The following is an 18,027-nucleotide window of genomic DNA, read 5'->3' on the forward strand; positions in this document are numbered from 1 at the left end:
CCCGGCGCGGGGCTCACACTACTTTCCGAGGTGCTTTCTCAGCCGGGACGGCGTGTGGAACTTGCGATCCTTGAACGGGTTCTTGTCGCCCTGTCCGCGCAGCGTCAGGCGGATCGGTGTGCCCGGCATGTCGAAGTGGTCGCGCAACCCGTTGATCAGATAGCGCCGATAGCTGTCCGGCATGTCGTCGGGATGCGAGCACATCACCACGAAGCCCGGGGGGCGGGTCTTCACCTGGGTCATGTAGCGCAGCTTGATCCGACGCCCGCCGGGGGCCGGCGGCGGATGGGCCTCGACCATCGCGCCCAGCCATGTGTTCAGCCGGGCCGTGGTGATGCGCCGGTTCCACACGTCATGGGCCTTCAGGATCGCGGCATGCAGCCGGTCGAGCCCGCGCCCGGTCTTGGCCGAGACCGTCACCAGCGGCGCGCCGCGCAACTGCGGCAGGAGCCGGTCGAACATCTCCTTGAGTTCGGCCAGCTTGCCCTGCTTCTCGTCTTCCAGATCCCACTTGTTCACCGCGATCACGACCGCCCGGCCCTCGGTCTCGGCAAAGTCGGCGATGCGGAGGTCCTGCTGTTCGAACGGGATCTCGACGTCGAGAAGCACCACCACCACCTCGGCGAAGCGCACGGCACGCAGGCCGTCGGCCACCGACAGCTTTTCCAGCTTGTCCGAGATCCGCGCCTTCTTCCGCATCCCCGCCGTGTCGAAGATCCGGATCGGCGTGCCGAGCCAGTCCGACCGGACCGAGATCGCGTCGCGGGTGATCCCGGCCTCGGGGCCTGTCAACAGGCGATCCTCGTTGATGATCTTGTTGATCAGGGTCGACTTGCCCGCGTTCGGCCGGCCGATCACCGCGATCTGAAGCGGACGCTTGGCGGTCGGCTTGTGCGCGTCGGGATCCGCCTCCTCGGCGGCCTCGTCCTCCGACACGTCCACATCCACCACCGGCGCATCCGCGGCGGCGCGCTCGGCATAGCCCTCGGCCAGCGGGCGCAGGATGTGGTAGAGATCATCCAGCCCCTCGCCATGCTCGGCCGAAAGCCGCACCGGCTCTCCCAGGCCCAGGGACCAGGCCTCGATCGCGCCGGCATCGCCCGCGCGGCCCTCGGCCTTGTTCACGCCAAGGATCACATGGGCGTTCTTCTTGCGCAGGATGTCGGCGAAGACCTCGTCCGAAGGCGTCACGCCCACCCGCCCATCGATCAGGAAAAGGCAGATGTCCGCCATCTCCACCGCGCGCTCGGTCAGCCGGCGCATCCGGCCCTGAAGGCTGTCGTCGGTCACTTCTTCCAGACCGGCCGTGTCGATGACCGTGAAGCGCAGGTCGAAGAGCTTGGCATCCCCCTCGCGCAGGTCGCGGGTCACGCCGGGCTGGTCGTCCACCAGCGCCAGCCGCTTGCCGACCAGCCGGTTGAACAGCGTCGACTTGCCGACATTCGGCCGGCCGACAATGGCGAGGGTAAAGCTCATCGTTGCCTCCGGAGGCGGCTCATTCAGGTCAAGCCCCGGTCCCTAGCAGAGAGGACGGTCAGCGGAAAGCGAGAAGTTTTCCATCCGTCGAGACGACATAGGCCGTGCCTCCGGCAAGCGCCGGCTGCGACGCCGCGCCACCCGGCAACTCGACCGAGCCGGTCAGCGCGCCATTCACCGGGCTGAAGAAGCGGATCGCCCCATCCGACGAGGCCACCATCAGCCGCCCCCCGGCCAGCACCGGGCCGTAATGGGCGGTGATCGCCTTGCGCCGCTTGGGCTTCTCCTTGGTCCAGTAGGGCATCTCGACCGACCAGATCACCTCGCCCGTCGCCGCGTCGAGGCGCACCAGCCGCGCCTCGTCCGAGACGAGGAACAGCGACCCGCCCGCGACCGCGACGGGGGCCAGCGCCCCCTCCTCGGCCGACCAGACCTGCTCGCCCGAGGCGGTGGACAGCGCCACCATCCGACCCGCGGCGCTGCCGATATAGGCCACGCCATCGGCCACGACCGGATCGCCGGTGATGTCGCGGAAACTGGTATAGGCGCGGCCGAGCCGCTCGCCCGCGACCTGCGCCGACCAGATCTGCGAGCCGCCCTCGCGCAGCGCGGCCACCACCTGGCCGCTGGCGAAGGGGAAGAGCACCGTCGTGCCGGTGACCGCCGGAGCCGAGCCGCCGATCATGCCGGTCGAGGACGGCGCCCCGGGGATCTGCCAGCGCACGCGGCCGTTCGAGGCCTCGATCGCCCAGGCCGAGCTGTCGCGCCCGGTGACATAGACCAGATCACCGTCGACCGTCGGCGCGCCGGTGGAGGGCGCGCCAAGATCCTGCCGCCAGAGCACGCTGCCCGAGGCCGGATCGAGCGCCACCAGTTCGCCGAACCCGGTCGTCACGAACAGCCGCCCCGCACCATGGGCGAGGCCGCCGCCCGACACGTCGGTCGCGCTGTCCGAAGGCGGGGTCAGGTCCACGCGCCACAGCTGCCCGCCCCCGGTCGAGGTGGCCTGCACGTCGCTCTGCGCGTCCATCGTGAAGATGCGCCCGTCCGCCACCACAGGCGCGGCCGAGATGCGGTTGCGCCGGCTGTTGCCGGCCCCGATGTCGGCGCTCCAGACCAGTTGCGGCGCCGCGCTCAGCGCCGCATGGGGTGCCAGATGGGCCGCGTTGCCGCCGCGCTGCGGCCAGGAGGCATTGGCCGAGGCCGCGGGCAGCGCCACGGGGCGGCTCGCGTTCACCTGCACGGTGCTGCGATCCACCGGCGTCGGATCCTGCTCCGAGGGCAGGCTGGCCTCCAGAGGGGCGCGCACGTCGAAACGCTCGCCCTGAAGGACCAGTTCGCGCTCGCAACCGCAGAGCAGACCAAGCAGCGCAAGTCCCGAGACTGCAACGTTCCGCTTCACCGTGAAACCCCTTCTCAAGTGCCTGCCCGTCCGACTGTCGGCCGGCCTCAGCCGGCCTGGGTTCCGCCGCCAAGCGCGGTGATCATCTGCTCGGCGCGCCGGCGCAGACCCTCCGTCGCCTCCTGGTCCTGCGCAAGGCTGCGCAGCGTCTCGATGGCCTTCGCCGGCTCGCCCGCCTCGATGTCGAGATAGGCGACCTGCTCCAGCGCCAGCGTCCGGTAGGGCCGGCCCGGTGCCGCGATGCCGTCCAGCGCAGCGCGGCGCTCGGCCAGCGGAAGTTCCGTTCCGGCAAGGATCACCCGGCGCAGCACCGCAAGGTCGCGATAGCTCGGGGCAAGCGTCGCATCGGCCGCGACCCGCTCCAGCGCCGCAAGCGCCGTGGCACGGTCGCCCGCGGGATCCGAGGCCAGCATCAGGTCGCGCAGCGCGGCGCGGCTGCCCTCGGCCGGCACCGCGGCCACCGCGGCGCGGCGGGCGGCGGAGTCGGGCGCCTCGAGCGCGGCCATCAGCGCATCACCGAAGGCCCGGGAGGCGGCCGTCGTCTCGGACTTCCGCCACTCGTTCCAGGCGGCGCCCCCCACGATCAGCAGCACCAGGACGACCGCGATCCAGCCGTAGCGCCGCATCAGCCGGAACAGCCGGTCGCGGCGGACCTCCTCGGTCACCTCGTCGATGAAACTCTCCGGGTTGCTCAAGGCCCTCTCCCTTGCTGGTGCCATCGTCTTACACGCAAGGCCAAGGGCTTGCCAAGCCCCGGCCCCGGCTCAGGCGGCGGCCTCGTCCTCTTCCTCGGCGGACTGGCGCGCCCACATCGCGGCATAGCGCCCGCCGCGGGCCAGAAGCTGCTCGTGCCGGCCCTCCTCGACGATGCGGCCCTCTTCCAGCACGACGATGCGGTCGGCATCCGCGATGGTCGAGAGGCGGTGCGCGATGGTGATCACCGTCCGCCCCTCGCCCATCTCGCGCAAGGAGTCCTGGATGTCGCGCTCGGTCTGGGTGTCGAGGGCCGAGGTCGCCTCGTCCAGCAGCAGGATCGGCGGGTTTTTCAGAAGCGTGCGGGCAATGCCCACGCGCTGCTTCTCGCCGCCCGAGAGCTTCAGCCCGCGCTCGCCGACCGTGGTGCGGTAGCCATCCGGCAGGCGGGTGATGAAGTCATGGATCTTCGCGGCGCGGGCCGCCGCCTCGACCTCCTCGGGGGTGGCTTCGGGACGGCCGTAGGCGATGTTGTAATAGATCGTGTCGTTGAAAAGCACGGTGTCCTGCGGCACGACCCCGATCTTGGAATGCAGCGAATCCTGCCGGACGGAGCGCAGGTCCTGCCCGTCGATGCGGATCGCGCCCGAGGTCACGTCGTAGAACCGGAACAGCAGCCGCCCGATGGTTGACTTGCCCGAGCCCGAGGGCCCGACCAGCGCAACCGTCTCGCCCGCGCCCACCTTGAGCGAGATCCCCTTCAGGATCACCCGCTCCGGGTCATAGCCGAAGCGCACGTCATCGAGTTCGACCGCGCCGCCGCGAACCTCGAGGTCGCGCGCGTCGGGCGCGTCCACCACCTCGGCTGGCTGCGCCAGCAGGCCGAACATCTGGCCCATGTCCACGAGCGCCTGCCGGATCTCGCGATAGACCGTCCCGAGGAAACCGAGCGGCAGGGTGATCTGGATCATGTAGGCGTTGACCATCACGAAGTCGCCCACGGTCAGCGCGCCGGACTGGACCCCGAAGGCGGCCATCACCATGACGGCGACGAGGCCCGCGGTGATCAGCAGGCTCTGCCCCGCGTTCAGGAACGCAAGCGACTGGCCGGTCTTGACCGCCGCGCGCTCATAGCCCTGCATGGCCATGTCGTAGCGCTGCGCCTCGCGCGTCTCGGCGCCGAAGTACTTGACCGTCTCGAAGTTCAGCAGCGAGTCGATGGCCTTCTGGTTGGCGTCGGTGTCCTGCTCGTTCATCTCGCGGCGGATCTTCACCCGCCATTCGGTGACCCTGAAGGTGAAGGTGACGTAAAGCGCGATGGTCGTGACCACCACGGCCATGTATTCCCAGCCGAAGACGACCGCGAAGATGATCGCGACCATGCTGAGTTCCAGAAACAGCGGCCCGATCGAGAACAGCATGAAGCGCAGCAGGAAATCGACGCCCTTCACGCCGCGCTCGATGATGCGGCTGAGGCCCCCGGTCTTGCGCGTGATGTGATAGCGCAGCGACAGGCGGTGGATGTGGGTGAAGGTCTCGAGCGCGAGCTGGCGCAGTGCGCGTTGGCCCACGCGCACGAAGATCGCGTCGCGCAGCTCGCCGAAGGCCACCGCCCCCAGCCGCGCGAGGCCATAGGCGACCGTCAGCCCGACCGCGCCGAGGCCCATCATCATCGCGGGCGTGGGCGCACCGCCTGCCAGCGCATCGACCGCCGCCTTGTAGAAGAACGGCGTGGCGACCGAGATGATCTTGGCCACCACCAGCGCCATCAGCGCCAGCACGACGCGGCGCTTCACCCATGTCTGGCCCTTCGGCCAGAGATAGGGTGCCATGCGTTTCAGTGTCGCCCAGCCGCTCATTTCCGGCGGATCGACCGGCGTGGGGCCGGGCCTCTGTCTCATCTCGCGCATCGGGGGATCTCCTCGGAGCGCCTTACCTAAGCCGCCGGGGTCCGAAACGCCAGAGGAAGCCGCATCGCATCGGGTCAGTCGGTGGGTGCAGGCAGCGTGAATACCTGCCCCGGGTAGATCAGGTCCGGGTCGCGGATCGCCTGCCGGTTGGCCTCGTAGACCTTCACGTAAAGGATGCCCTCGCCAAGGCTTTGCTCGGCGATGCGCCAGAGCGAGAAGCCGGGCTGCACGGTCACAGAGAGCGGAACGGCCGGCGCGGCCTCGGTGCCAGCGGGCGCGGCCGGCGGCGCCCCCGGCAAGGCCGCTGCCGGGCGGCCCGGATCGGCACCGGGCATGGCAGGCATCCCCTCCTGCCCTCTGGCCGCCTCGGGACCGGCGGGCGGGGCACTTGCCGCCTCGGGCGCCGACGCCAGCGCCTGAAGCGCGGCAGCCACGGTCTCGTGGCTCTCGCGCTCGAAGGGGGTCTCGAACCGGGCCACCACCTCGCCTGCGGGATCGATGCGGTCCGCACGCAGCTGGTAGAGCCCCGGCTCGATGCCGCTCAGGCTCGTGGCCCAGGTCCCGTCGGGGGCCACCGTGACGGTGGCAAGCTCGGCATTGTCGAGGTAGAGCCGAACGAAGTCCCCCGGCCCGCCACGACCGGAAAGCAGCACCGCGCCGTCGGACGCATAGGAGATGGTGTCGACCGAAACCCCGGCCACCTCGTCCAGGCTCTCCCCGGCGGATTGCAGCACCTTGACCTCGCCGTCCCCCACCAGCAGCGCGGCCGGGGCCTTCTGCGCGGGCACGGCCGGGGCCGTGCCGGCATCGGCCACCGCCGCCGCGGACGGCGCGGGCGCGAGGATCGGCGCGACGAGCACGCTGCTTCTGGCCAGATGCTCGGCCCCGTCCGGAAGCACCATGCGCAGCGAAAGGCGGCGCGGCCGGTTGTCGGCGGGGATCGAGAACATCACGGCGAAGCGGTTGGCGGCATCCGCCGTGGTCTCGGCGGCTTCCTCTCCGTCGATCAGCACCTCGACCTCGGCGCCCTGCTGGGCGCGTCCCGCAACGAGGGCCGAGCCGTCGCTTTCGATCCGCACCACGTCGAAGGCCGGCAGGACGACCGCTACCTCGGGCGGGGCGGGCGACGGCGCAGGTTCGGGGGCAGCCGCGGCCCCGGGCGCGGCGGCCGTCTGTGGGGGCGCCTCCGAGGGCGCGGGAACGGCAGCCGGCGGGGACGGGTTCGCGGCCGTGTCCACCGGCACCTGCCGCGTGGTCCAGCCGATCCAGCCCGCGGTCGCTGCGGCCGCCGCCCCGCCGGCCGCAAGGGCGGCCCATGCGCCCGGTCCCATCTTGCCGATCAGAGGCATCGTCTTCAGCTCCCGGTGCCCGCGGGGCACCTGACTTGTCACCGTTACAGGAACGCGGATATCACTGCCGGACGCAAGCCCTTATCCACAGGTGTTCCCCGCATGTCCCAGCTCCGCTCCGTCTGCGTCTTCTGCGGCTCCCGCGCCGGCCTCCGCCCCGCCTATGCCCGCGACGCGCGCGAACTGGGCCGGGTGATCGCGGCCGAGGGCTGGCGGCTGGTCTATGGCGCGGGCGACGTGGGCCTGATGGGGGAAGTGGCCCGCGCGGCCCTTGCCGAGGGCGGCAAGACCATGGGCGTGATCCCCACCCACCTCCTGATCCGCGAACAGGGCCGGCGGGATCTCGCGCAGCTGGTCATCACCGAGGACATGCACGAGCGCAAGAAGGTGATGTTCATGAACTCGGACGCCATCGTGGTGCTGCCCGGTGGCGCAGGCTCGCTCGACGAGTTCTTCGAGGTGCTGACATGGCGCCAGATCGGCCTGCACGAGAAGCCGATCTTCCTGCTGGACACAGATGGCTACTGGCAGCCGCTGCTCGCGCTCATGGAGAACGTGGTGGCCGAGGGCTTTGCCGAACTGGCGATGCGGGACTACTACGTCGCCGTGCCGGATGTTCAGGCGCTGGCGGGGCGGCTGCGCGCCGCCCTGTCCTGACGGATTGCCTCGAAGGAATAGAGGGCAAGCGCCGTCCAGATCAGGCCGAAGGCCGCGCCGTGCCACGGCGTGAAGGGCTGGGCGAAGACGGTGACCGCGCAGAGGAACTGCAGCGTGGGGTTCAGATACTGCACGAGGCCCAGCGTCGCCATCCCGATCCGCTGCGAGGCATAGGAGAACAGCATCAGCGGCACCGCGGTCAGCACGCCGGAAAAGGCCAGTAGCGCCGAGACCTGCCAGGACTGCCCGAACCAGCCGCCCGGGCGGTCCATCTCGGCGGCATGCCCGCCATGCACCGCCCAGAGCCAGCCGATGGCCAGCGGCGCAAGCAGCAGCACCTCGGCCGTGACCGAGACCATCGAGCCCGCCACCAGCCGCTTCTTCACGAGGCCATAGATCCCGAAGGTCCCCGCCAGCGCGAGCGCGATCCAGGGCGCCACGCCCAGTCCCAGCGTCAGCACCGCCACTGCCCCCGCCGCCATCGCCACCGCCACCCCCTGCCCGCGACTCAGCCGCTCGCGGAAGACGAGGACGCCAAGTGCCACCGCGACGAGCGGAAAGATGTAATAGCCAAGGCTCGCCTCGAGCGTATGGCCCGACTGCACCGAGAAGATGAACAGGAACCAGTTGGCCGAGATCATCAGCGCCGCCAGCGCCACGGCACGCGGCCGTCGTGCCAGCAGCGCGAAGGCATGGCCCAGCTGGCCCTGCGCCAGCAGGATCGCGCCGAAGAACAGCGCCGACCACAGCGTGCGATGCGACAGCACCTCGAGCGGCGGCACCTCGTCGATCAGGCGGTAGTAGAGCGAGGACAGGCCCCAGATGACGCAGGTCGCCACCATCGCGGCGATCCCCTTGGTTCGGTCCTGCATCCGTCGTCTCCGGCTCGATCCCTTCTGCTTACGCATTTGAACCGGCCGCCGGAAGCCCCCCTGCGACGGAACAGGCGGCGCTTCCGACGGTTGACCCGCGCCTTCCTGCAGGAGCCTTCATGTTCGACTGGATCACCAGCCTCATCCGCGCCGTGGGCGCAGCCGGCGTCGCCTTCCTGATGCTGCTCGAGAATGTCTTTCCGCCCATCCCCTCGGAACTCGTGATGCCGCTTGCCGGCTTCATCGCGGCCCGGGGCGAGGCCAGCCTGGTCCTGATGATCCTTGCCGGCACGGCCGGTTCGGTCGCGGGTGCGTGGTTCTGGTACTGGGTGGGCCGAAAGGTCGGCCGCGACAGGATGCACCGACTGGCCTGCCGCCACGGACGCTGGCTTGCAGTCTATCCCGAAGACATCGACAAGGCCCGGGACTGGTTCGAGCGCCACGGCCCGGCGGCCGTGCTGTTCGGGCGGATGGTGCCGACGGTGCGGACCTTCATCTCGGTCCCGGCAGGTGTGGCGCGGATGCCGCTGGGCCGGTTCCTCGCCTACACGACGGCCGGCAGCGTCGTCTGGGTCTCGCTGCTCGCAAGCGCCGGCTACCTGCTGCAGCGCCGCTACGAGATGGTCTCGGCCTGGGTCGATCCGGTCGCCACGGCGATCGTCGTGGGTCTGCTGGGTTGGTATGTCTGGCGCGTGGCGACCTATCGCCGGCGGGTGCCGCTGCCGCAGGAGTGAGGCAGGCCGTGCCGGCTACGCGACCATGGCGGCCGGTTGCCGCCGGCGCACGGTCCGTTCAGGGCTGCCTGGCGGGCAACTCGCCGCCTTCAATGGCTGCTGATCGCGGCAACCGTCCCCTCCGTGGCCGGCACGGGCATCGCGGGCTGCCTGCGCGGCAATCGTCCCGGGGATGCAGAAGGGCCGCCCATGGGCGGCCCTCACGTCAGTCGGATGCCGGCCGCCTCACATGCGCGAGGCGACGTTCTCCCAGTTCACCAGCTTGTCGAGGAAGTTCGTGAGATATGCCGGGCGCTTGTTGCGGAAGTCGATGTAGTAGCTGTGCTCCCACACGTCGCAGCCCAGCAGCGCCGTCTGGCCGAAGCACAGCGGGTTCACGCCGTTCTCGGTCTTGGTGACCTTCAGGCTGCCGTCGGCGTCCTTCACCAGCCAGCACCAGCCCGAGCCGAACTGGCCCGCACCGGCGGCCGAGAAGTCTTCCTTGAACTTGTCCACGGACCCGAAGCTTTCGACCAGCGCCCGCTCAAGCTCGCCCGGCATCTTCTTGTCGCCGGAGCCCATCATCTCCCAGAACTGGCAGTGGTTCCAGTGCTGGCTGGCGTTGTTGAAGATGCCGTTCTGCGCCACGGCGCCGGGCTGGTAGGTGCCCCGGACGATCTCCTCCAGCGACTTGCCTTCCCACTCGGTCCCGGCAACCAGCTTGTTGCCATTGTCCACATAGGCCTTGTGGTGAATGTCGTGGTGATACTCCATCGTCTCCTTCGACATGCCGAGCGCCGCCAGCGCGTCATGGGCATAGGGAAGGTCGGGAAGGGTGAAGGCCATCTGTCTCTCCTGTGCTTTCGCAACCTCGTGAGGTTGGGCTCAATAAGAGCGCGGCGGTGGGTGAGGTCAAGAGGCCGCGGCGACCCGATGTCGCATCCGTCGCCGCGGACGCACACCGCGCCATCCGCAGCGCCACGGCAGGCGCATCCACGGCGCCGGAGCGGGATCGCCCTCGAACCGGCCCGTGGGGACTGTCGGCCGCCCTAGCGGAACCGCGCCGGCAGGGCACCGCGACCGGACGCGATACCGCGCCGGCGGGACCTCGTGTTCCGACCGGCGCTGTCCGACACCCCGTCCGATCAGCCGGCGAAGAGCTCGCTTCCGGGCTGCGCCGAGTGGGTCAGCAGCCCCATGACGTAGGCCGCGACCGACCGGAAGGCGACCAGCGTATAGCCACCCTCTTCCGCCCAGAAGGCCCCGGCGACCTGCGCCACCCTCGTCCGGCGAAGCTCGCCCGGCTCAAGCGTCGCGAAATCCACCGGGCAGAGCTTCATCAGCACCTGCGCCGCCTTCTCGCCCTCGATCCGGAACAGGCAGCGCGCATCCGACACGTCCACCACCATGACATGCGCCCCGGTCAGGGCGTTGGTCAGCGCCGTCACCGTGGCCGCCACCTCGCCATAAGGCAGCAGGATCAGCAACTCGTCCGGCGACATCCAGCCCACGCGGGTTTCGCCAACGGACAGGATCTGCCGGCGCTCGGGCAGGCCGAGGCCCAGCACGGCCTTCAGCGCGGCGGGCAGCCCCGGCAGGTCATGCTTCGCCCTGAGCGTGATCATGCCCATCGGCCCGATCTCGCGGATGGTGGCGAAGCCCTCGAAGCTGGCATTCCCCAGCGCGCTCACCGGCTCAGACATCCTGCTTCTCTCCCGCCTTGTCGTAGAACACCGGATCGACGATCCGCGCCTTCACCACGCCGCCCCACATCTTCGGGAACTCCAGCACCTCGCCCATCCGCTGCGGACCGCGGTGGACGAGGCCCATGGCGATGCCCTTCTTCAGCGTCGGCGAGTAGTAGGTCGAGGTGACGCGCCCCTGCGTGTTGCGCTGGCCGTTGGCATTGCTGCCCGCGGCCGGGGCAATAGCCCCATCCGGCAGCACCGAGCCGTCCAGCGTCTCGAGACCCACCAGCTTCCAGCGCTCGGGGTTGGCGAGGAACGTCCGCTCCTGCCCGCGCTTGCCGATGAAGTCGGCCTTCTTCTTCGAGATCGCCCAGTCGAGGTTCAGGTCCTGCGGGATCACCGTGCCGTCGGTCTCGTCGCCGATCATGATGAAGCCCTTCTCGGCCCGCATGACGTGCAGCGCCTCGGTGCCATAGGGCATCAGGCCGAACTCGCGTCCCGCCGCCACGCAGGCTTCCCAGAAGGCTAGGCCGTGGCTCGCCGGGATCGCGATCTCGTAGGACAGCTCGCCCGAGAAGCTGATCCGGTAGGCGCGGGCCGGGATGCCGGCGATCGTGCCCTCCTTCCAGTGCATGAAGGGCAGCGCCTCCTTCGAGACGTCCATCCCGCCCAGCTTCTCCAGCAGCTTCCGCGCCGAGGGGCCGACCACCGCGACCTGCGCATATTGCTCGGTGAGGTTGGCGGTAAAGACCTGCCAGTCCCACCACTCGCACTGGAGCCAGTCCTCCATATGCGCATGGATCCGGTCCGCCCCGCCCGAGGTGGTGTGGCAGAGCCAGGTGTCCTCGGAAATGCGCGCGACGACACCGTCATCGGAGAGGAAGCCGTTCTCGTTGCACATCAGGCCATAGCGGCAGCGGCCGACCCCGAGGTTCGACATGACATTGGTATACATCATGTCGAGGAAGCGCCCGGCATCCGGCCCCTTCACGAGGATCTTGCCAAGCGTCGAGGCGTCGAGCAGGCCCACGTGGTTGCGGGTGTTCGTCACCTCGCGCTTGACCGCATCGGCGTGAGATTCGCCCGCCTTCGGATAGCAATAGGGACGCCGCCAGTAGCCCACCGGCTCCCAATAGGCGCCGTGCGCCTCGTGCCAGCCGTGCATCGGCGTGCGGCGCAGCGGCTGGAAGATGTCGCCCCGCGCCTCGCCGGCCAGCGCGCCGATGGTGACGGGCGTGTAGGGCGGGCGGAAGGTGGTGGTGCCCACCGCCGGGATGGGCGCGTTGAGCGATCCGGCCAGCACCGCCAGACCGTTGATGTTGCTCAACTTGCCCTGATCGGTCGCCATCCCGAGCGTGGTGTAGCGCTTGGTGTGCTCGACCGATTCATAGCCCTCGCGGGCGGCAAGCTGCACGTCGGACACCTTCACGTCGTTCTGGTAGTCGAGCCACATCTTCGCGCGCAGCGCGGGCTTGGCGCCCTGCGGCATCATCCAGACCGGCTCCATCGGCGCTTCGGCCGCGGCATGGACCGGCAGTGCCGCCCCTCCGCCGCCCGCCGCCCGGATGGCATCGGCCAGCACGGCCGAGGCATGCAACTCGCCATTGGCCGATCCGGCGGCGACGACCATGGCCGAGCCATCGTGGCTGATCGGCGGCCGCTTCGGGTCGGGGCGGAACGCGGCCTGCGCCTCGTCCCAGATCAGCTTGCCGCCGCAATGGCTCCAGAGGTGGACGACCGGCGACCAGCCGCCCGACATGGCGACCGCATCGCAGGCGATCTGGTTGAGCACCGCGCCTTCGCCGGCCTGCGCGCAGATCGCGACTCCGGTGACGCGCTTGCCGCCCTTCACCTTCGAGATGCCGCGATTGACCAGCACCGGGATGCCCAGCGAGCGGGCCTCGTTCGGCAGGTCCCCGTCGGCCTGCATCCGCGCGTCGAGGATCGCCGGCACCGTGAGACCCGCGCGGTGGACGGCGATGGCGGTCCGATAGGCGTCGTCGTTGTTCGTCGCGATCACCACGCGGTCGCCGGGCGAGACGGCCCAGTTCACGATGTAGTCGCGCACCGCCGAGGCGAGCATCACGCCGGGGATGTCGTTGCCCGCGAACGGCAGCGGCCGCTCGATCGCGCCGGTGGCGGCGATGATCCGGCCGGCGCGGATCCGCCAGAGCCGCTTCTTCGGCCGCCCGTCGCCGGGCGTGTGGTCGGCCACGCGCTCCTCGGCCAGGACATAGCCGTGGTCATAGACCCCGGCCGCCATGCAGCGGGTGCGCAGCGTGACGTTCGGCATCGCGTCCAGCGCGCGGACCGTGGCCTTCACCCAGTCCTCGGCCGGTTTGCCGCCGATCAGCACGTCATCGACCGGGGCGCGCCCGCCCCAATGCGCAGTCTGCTCCAGCACCAGCACGCGCGCGCCGGTGGCCGCGGCGGCCAACGCCGCCTGAAGGCCCGCGATCCCGCCGCCCGCGACGAGTACGTCGCAATGGGCATAGGCCTGTTCGTAACGGTCCGGGTCGGGCTTCTCGGGCGCTTTGCCGAGACCGGCCGAGCGGCGGATCACCGGCTCGAACAGATGCTTCCACGCGGCGCGCGGCTGCAGGAAGGTCTTGTAGTAGAAGCCCGCCGGCAGGAAGCGCGCCACGGCGTTGTTCACCACGCCCACGTCGAACTCGAGGCTCGGCCAGTGGTTCTGGCTGGCCGCCGCGAGGCTCGCGAACAACTCGGTCGTCGTGGTGCGCTGGTTCGGCTCCAGCCGGTCGTCCTGGCCAAGGTTCACGAGCGCGTTGGGCTCTTCCGCGCCCGAGGCCACGATGCCGCGCGGGCGGTGGTACTTGAAGCTGCGGCCGACCAGCATCTGGTCGTTGGCCAGCAGCGCCGAAGCGAGCGTGTCGCCGGCAAGGCCGCGCATCCGCTTGCCGTTGAAGGTGAAGTCGAGGGCGGTCGCGCGGTCGATCAGCCGCCCGCCCCGTGCCAGACGCGTGCTCACTTCGTGCCCTCCCATTCCGGCCGGCGGGCCTTGATCTTCGCGATGATGTCGGGCGGCGGTTCCGAAGTCTGGGCCGGATAGGTCCCGAAGACCTCAAGCGTCGCGGTGCAGCGCGCGGCAAGGAACCACTTGCCGCAGCCGTAGCTGTGGCGCCAGCGCTCGAAATGAACCCCCTTGGGGTTCTTCCGGGCGAACATGTAGGATTCGAACTCCTCGTCGGACGAGCCGGGACCGAAGCGCTTGAGATGCGCCTCGTAACCCGGACTCAGTTCGGTCTCCTCGGCCTTGACGCCGCAATAGGGACATTCGAGGATCAGCATGCGCTTGCGCTCCGGTCAGGCCGGGCGCAGGCGCCCGGTTCATTCGATGGGATAGACGACGCTGGGGCGGTTGTTCGCGTCCGAGGCTCCGCCAAAGTTGCCGGACGTGGCGAAGGCGCCAAGGACCATGACCAGCAGGGCACCCGACAGGAAGCCGCCGATCTGCACGCGGTATTTCCAGATGGTCGCGATGTCCTTGTCGCGACGGGCGGCAAGCTCCTCCTTCGAGGGCATGCGCTTCCAGATCCAGGTCGCGGGGTCGATCTTGAGCTCCTCGTCGTTGAGAAGCTCCCGGCCCTTCTGCACGATACGGGAGTTGTTCCAGTATTCGTCGTACTTGTATTTCTTGATGTCGTCCCGGACCCGAGCCTTGATCTGCTCGAGCGTCGGGATGTCGTCGATGAATGAGAACATGTCGGCTTCTCCAGAGAATTGTGCTCAGGAGATACCGCATGAAGCGTCGGCGTCAAAGCGACACGGTAACGCGGGTGCATCAGTGCGCCACCCCTGCCGCGACCGATTCGTCGATGAATCGGCCCTCACGGAACCGCTCCATGCCGAAATCTGCGGCAAGCGGCCCGGGCTCTCCCTTCGCGACGAGTTCGGCCATCGCCCAGCCAGAGCCGGGAATGGCCTTGAAACCGCCGGTGCCCCATCCGCAGTTGATGAAGCAGTTACCCAGCGGCGTCTTCGAGATGATCGGCGAGCGGTCGCCGGTCATGTCCACGATCCCGCCCCACTGCCGCAGCATCTTGAGGCGGCTGATGATGGGGAAGGTCTCGATCAGCGCGCGCAGGGTTTCCTCGATGTGGTGGAAGCTGCCGCGCTGGGTGAAGTTGTTGAAGCTGTCGGTGCCGCCGCCGATCACCAGCTCGCCCTTGTCGGACTGGCTCATGTAGCCGTGGACGGTGTTGGCCATCACGACGACGTCGATGCAGGGCTTGATCGGCTCGGACACCAGCGCCTGCAGCGCCACCGCCTCGACCGGCAGGCGGAAGCCGGCCATCTCGGCCACCTGCCCCGAATGGCCCGCGACCACGATGGCAAGCTTCTTCGTTCCGATGAACCCCTTGGTCGTCTCGACGCCGGTCACCATGCCGGCCTGCTGGCGGACGCCCGTGACCTCGCATTGCTGGATGATGTCCATCCCCATGGCCGAGCAGGCCCGCGCATAGCCCCAGGCCACCGCGTCATGCCGCGCCGTGCCGCCGCGCTTCTGCAAGAGCGCGCCCAGCACCGGATAGCGCGGTCCGTCGATGTTCATGATCGGCACCAGCCGCTTCACCTGCTCGGGCGAGATCCACTCGGTCTCGACCCCCTGCAGCAGGTTCGCATGCACGGTGCGCATGTAGCCGCGAACCTCGTGATGGGTCTGGGCCAGCATCAGAAGGCCGCGCGGGCTGAACATCACGTTGTAGTTCAGGTCCTGGCTCAGCCCCTCGTACAGGCTGCGCGCCTTTTCGTAGATCGCGGCCGAGGGGTCCTGCAGGTAGTTCGAGCGGATGATCGTGGTGTTGCGGCCGGTGTTGCCGCCGCCCAGCCAGCCCTTCTCGATCACCGCGACATTGGTGATGCCGAAGTTCTTGCCGAGGTAATAGGCCGTGGCCAGCCCGTGCCCGCCCGCGCCCACGACGATCACGTCATAGGAAGCCTTCGGCAGCGGAGAGGACCAGGCGCGCTCCCATCCGGAGTGGTTGCGCATCGCCTCGCGGGCAATGGCGAAGACCGAATACCGTTTCATGTGCCGACTCCCCGTTGCGGGCCCTGTCCCAGCCTTCTGGAACGGGGCAGAGTTATAGCCCCGCGTGCAAGCGGCACAATCCGGACAAATGCGACATCACGCAACCGGCACCGGACGGGGGCCCGCCGACAGGCGATTTGACCCTTTTGCGCATCGCGCCGACGCCTTACATGGGGGCCAGTCAGCACGGGGGCCCGCATGGAGATGACGCTGTTCTGGATCCTTGCCGGGGTGATCGCGCTCGGCGTCGGGGGGATCCTCGTGCTTGCGCTGCTGCGGGGCGGGACCGGGGCCGAGCCCGCCGCCGCCTGCGACCTGCGCGTCTACCGCGACCAGCTGCGCGAGATCGACCGCGACCAGGGCCGGGGCACCATCGGCCCGGACGAGGCCGAGCGGCTGCGCGCCGAGGTCTCGCGCCGGCTGCTCGACGCCGACCGCGCGCTGAAGGCCGAGGCGGCGGCCACTCGCGCGCCCCGCATGGCGACCCTCGCCGCGGCGGGGGCGGTGCTTCTGCTGGTGGGGGGCGCGGTGGCCGCCTATCTCGGCCTCGGCACCCCCGGGCAGCCGGACCAGCCGATGGCGGCTCGGCTGGCCCAGGCCGAGGACGCCTATCGCAACCGCCCCTCGCAGGCCGAGGCCGAGGCCGCGATGGCGGGCGTGCCGCGCTCCGGGCTGCCGCAGCCCGACCAGCAGTTCCTGGACCTGATGGAGAAGCTGCGCACCGCCGTCGCCCGCAACCCCGACGACATCCGCGGACAGGAGCTTCTGGTCCGCAACGAGGCCGCGCTCGGCAATTATGCCGCCGCCGCGAAGGCGCAGGAGAAGGTGATCGCGCTTCTTCAGCCGAAGGCCGGCGCCGAGGATCACGCGGGGCTCGCCGAGCTGATGATCATGGCCGCCGGCGGCATCGTCTCGCCCGAGGCCGAGGCCCGGCTGACCGAGGCGCTGCGCCTTGACCCGCAGAACGGCACCGCGCGCTACTACTCCGGCCTGCTGCTCGCGCAGACCGGCCGGCCCGACATGGCCTTCCGGCTGTGGCGCGCGCTGCTCGAGGGCTCGGCGCCGGATGCGCCCTGGGTGCCGCCGCTGCGCGCCCAGATCGGGCAGCTGGCCTGGCTCGCGGGCGTGGAATACGAGGTGCCGCCCGCGCCCGACGCCGCACCTGCCCCGGGTCCGACGCAGGGCGACATGGAGGCCGCGCAGGAGATGAGCCCGGAGGATCGGCAGGCGATGATCCGCTCGATGGTCGAGGGTCTGAACCAGCGCCTCGCGACCGAGGGAGGCAGCGCCGACGAATGGGCGCGGCTGATCGGGGCTCTGGCCGTGCTGGGCGAGGCGGATCGCGCCCGCGCGATCTATGACGAGGCCCTCGGGCGCTTTGCCGGCCGCGATGCCGATCTTGCGGCGATCCGCGCCGCGGGTGAAAAGGCCGGGGTGGCGCCGTGATCCACGACACGATCGAGGAGTTCCTGGCCGCCCTGCCCCGGACCGGCGCGCTCGCCGGGCTCGACCTCGGCACGAAGACCATCGGGGTGGCCGTCTCCGACGGGCTGCGCCGGATCGCGACCCCGCTGCTGACGATCCGCCGGACGAAGTTTACCGAGGATGCGGTGAAGCTGCAGGAGCTTGCGTCCTCGCGCGGGCTGGCCGGGCTGGTCCTGGGCCTGCCGCGCAACATGGACGGATCCGAAGGGCCGCGCGCCCAGGCAACCCGCGCCTTCGCCCGGAACCTTTCACAGCGCCTGCCGCTTCCGATCGGCTACTGGGACGAGCGGTTGTCCACCGTGGCCGCCGAACGGGCGCTGATCGAGGCGGATACGTCGCGAAAACGTCGCGCCGAGGTGATCGACCATGTCGCCGCCGGCTATATCCTTCAGGGAGTGCTGGACCGGCTGGACTGGCTGAACCGGGAGAGGGACGCGTGAAGGACGACATCTGGAAGCGCGACGAGATCGAGAGTCCCTGCGTGAAGCTCTGCATGATCCACCCGGAAGAAGGGATCTGCGTGGGCTGCCACCGCACCATCGACGAGATCGCCGTCTGGTCCCGCCTGACGCCGGAGGCCCGCCGCGAAGTCATGGCGCAGCTGCCCTCCCGCGCCCCCCGCCTCGCCCGCCGCCGCGGCGGCCATTCCGGCCGGCTGGGCGGCTGACCGCAGATTGACTGCGCCACCGCACGGCCGGCCCTGACAGGGCGCGCGGTTTCAGGATCGATGGC

General features: G+C 69.7%; 17 protein-coding genes. 5 read left to right on the plus strand and 12 right to left on the minus strand.

The window, feature by feature from the left end; genetic code table 11:
- Nucleotides 1-18: 18 nt before the first annotated feature.
- The 5 genes from der to CK951_RS09740 form a co-directional block, all read right to left on the minus strand.
- Nucleotides 19-1,476, minus strand: coding sequence for a ribosome biogenesis GTPase Der (gene der, locus CK951_RS09720; RefSeq protein ID WP_096785956.1), 1,458 nt, complete (start codon nt 1,474-1,476; stop codon nt 19-21).
- A 58-nt stretch (nt 1,477-1,534) separates the two neighbouring features.
- On the minus strand, nt 1,535-2,878 hold the full coding sequence (locus tag CK951_RS09725; protein ID WP_096785957.1) for a PQQ-like beta-propeller repeat protein: 1,344 nt from the start codon (nt 2,876-2,878) through the stop codon (nt 1,535-1,537).
- A gap of 47 nt (nt 2,879-2,925) precedes the next feature.
- Nucleotides 2,926-3,573, minus strand: coding sequence for a tetratricopeptide repeat protein (locus CK951_RS09730; protein ID WP_096785958.1), 648 nt, complete (start codon nt 3,571-3,573; stop codon nt 2,926-2,928).
- 69 nt (nt 3,574-3,642) lie between these two features.
- Nucleotides 3,643-5,481, minus strand: a complete 1,839-nt coding sequence (locus tag CK951_RS09735) for an ABC transporter ATP-binding protein/permease (protein WP_096785959.1) — start codon at nt 5,479-5,481, stop codon at nt 3,643-3,645.
- A gap of 74 nt (nt 5,482-5,555) precedes the next feature.
- Nucleotides 5,556-6,830 (minus strand): LysM peptidoglycan-binding domain-containing protein, encoded by a 1,275-nt coding sequence (locus CK951_RS09740; protein ID WP_096785960.1) that lies wholly within the window; start codon nt 6,828-6,830, stop codon nt 5,556-5,558.
- Between the two features lie 102 nt (nt 6,831-6,932).
- Between CK951_RS09740 and CK951_RS09745 the strand changes: the two genes are divergently transcribed.
- Nucleotides 6,933-7,487 (plus strand): TIGR00730 family Rossman fold protein, encoded by a 555-nt coding sequence (locus tag CK951_RS09745; RefSeq protein WP_096785961.1) that lies wholly within the window; start codon nt 6,933-6,935, stop codon nt 7,485-7,487.
- On the opposite strand, the gene rarD is transcribed toward CK951_RS09745, so the two are convergent.
- Nucleotides 7,448-8,359 carry an EamA family transporter RarD gene (rarD, locus tag CK951_RS09750; protein WP_096785962.1) on the minus strand — a complete coding sequence of 304 codons (912 nt, stop codon included), beginning with the start codon at nt 8,357-8,359 and terminating at the stop codon, nt 7,448-7,450. The two genes, CK951_RS09745 and rarD, sit on opposite strands and share 40 nt — an antisense overlap.
- A gap of 119 nt (nt 8,360-8,478) precedes the next feature.
- Between rarD and CK951_RS09755 the strand changes: the two genes are divergently transcribed.
- On the plus strand, nt 8,479-9,093 hold the full coding sequence (locus tag CK951_RS09755) for a DedA family protein (protein WP_096785963.1): 615 nt from the start codon (nt 8,479-8,481) through the stop codon (nt 9,091-9,093).
- Nucleotides 9,094-9,318: 225 nt separating this feature from the next.
- On the opposite strand, the gene CK951_RS09760 is transcribed toward CK951_RS09755, so the two are convergent.
- The 6 genes from CK951_RS09760 to CK951_RS09785 all read right to left on the minus strand — a co-directional run bounded on the left by CK951_RS09760 (nt 9,319) and on the right by CK951_RS09785 (nt 15,810).
- Nucleotides 9,319-9,918, minus strand: a complete 600-nt coding sequence (locus CK951_RS09760) for a superoxide dismutase (RefSeq protein ID WP_096785964.1) — start codon at nt 9,916-9,918, stop codon at nt 9,319-9,321.
- Nucleotides 9,919-10,217: 299 nt separating this feature from the next.
- Nucleotides 10,218-10,775 carry a sarcosine oxidase subunit gamma gene (locus CK951_RS09765; protein ID WP_096785965.1) on the minus strand — a complete coding sequence of 186 codons (558 nt, stop codon included), beginning with the start codon at nt 10,773-10,775 and terminating at the stop codon, nt 10,218-10,220.
- The gene (locus tag CK951_RS09770) at nt 10,768-13,749 is read right to left on the minus strand and encodes a sarcosine oxidase subunit alpha family protein (protein ID WP_096785966.1); all 2,982 of its coding nucleotides are present in this window, start codon (nt 13,747-13,749) and stop codon (nt 10,768-10,770) included. Before CK951_RS09770 ends, CK951_RS09765 begins: the two co-directional genes overlap by 8 nt.
- Complete coding sequence (locus tag CK951_RS09775) at nt 13,746-14,069, minus strand: sarcosine oxidase subunit delta (protein WP_096785967.1); 324 nt, start codon at nt 14,067-14,069, stop codon at nt 13,746-13,748. Before CK951_RS09775 ends, CK951_RS09770 begins: the two co-directional genes overlap by 4 nt.
- Nucleotides 14,070-14,108: 39 nt before the next feature.
- Complete coding sequence (locus CK951_RS09780; RefSeq protein WP_096785968.1) at nt 14,109-14,483, minus strand: MFS transporter; 375 nt, start codon at nt 14,481-14,483, stop codon at nt 14,109-14,111.
- A 79-nt stretch (nt 14,484-14,562) separates the two neighbouring features.
- Nucleotides 14,563-15,810, minus strand: a complete 1,248-nt coding sequence (locus CK951_RS09785; protein ID WP_096785969.1) for a sarcosine oxidase subunit beta family protein — start codon at nt 15,808-15,810, stop codon at nt 14,563-14,565.
- Nucleotides 15,811-16,008: 198 nt separating this feature from the next.
- On the opposite strand from CK951_RS09785, the gene ccmI reads away from it, so the two are divergent.
- The 3 genes from ccmI to CK951_RS09800 are packed head-to-tail and all read left to right on the plus strand — an operon-like array spanning nt 16,009 to nt 17,962.
- On the plus strand, nt 16,009-17,256 hold the full coding sequence (gene ccmI / locus CK951_RS09790) for a c-type cytochrome biogenesis protein CcmI (protein ID WP_096785970.1): 1,248 nt from the start codon (nt 16,009-16,011) through the stop codon (nt 17,254-17,256).
- Nucleotides 17,253-17,735 (plus strand): Holliday junction resolvase RuvX, encoded by a 483-nt coding sequence (gene ruvX, locus CK951_RS09795; RefSeq protein WP_096785971.1) that lies wholly within the window; start codon nt 17,253-17,255, stop codon nt 17,733-17,735. Before ccmI ends, ruvX begins: the two co-directional genes overlap by 4 nt.
- Nucleotides 17,732-17,962 carry a DUF1289 domain-containing protein gene (locus CK951_RS09800; RefSeq protein ID WP_096785972.1) on the plus strand — a complete coding sequence of 77 codons (231 nt, stop codon included), beginning with the start codon at nt 17,732-17,734 and terminating at the stop codon, nt 17,960-17,962. The genes ruvX and CK951_RS09800 overlap by 4 nt, the downstream gene beginning before the upstream one ends.
- The last annotated feature ends 65 nt before the right edge of the window (nt 17,963-18,027 follow it).

Origin of the sequence: Rhodobacter sp. CZR27 (assembly GCF_002407205.1) — a bacterium.
Lineage (GTDB): Bacteria > Pseudomonadota > Alphaproteobacteria > Rhodobacterales > Rhodobacteraceae > Cereibacter_A.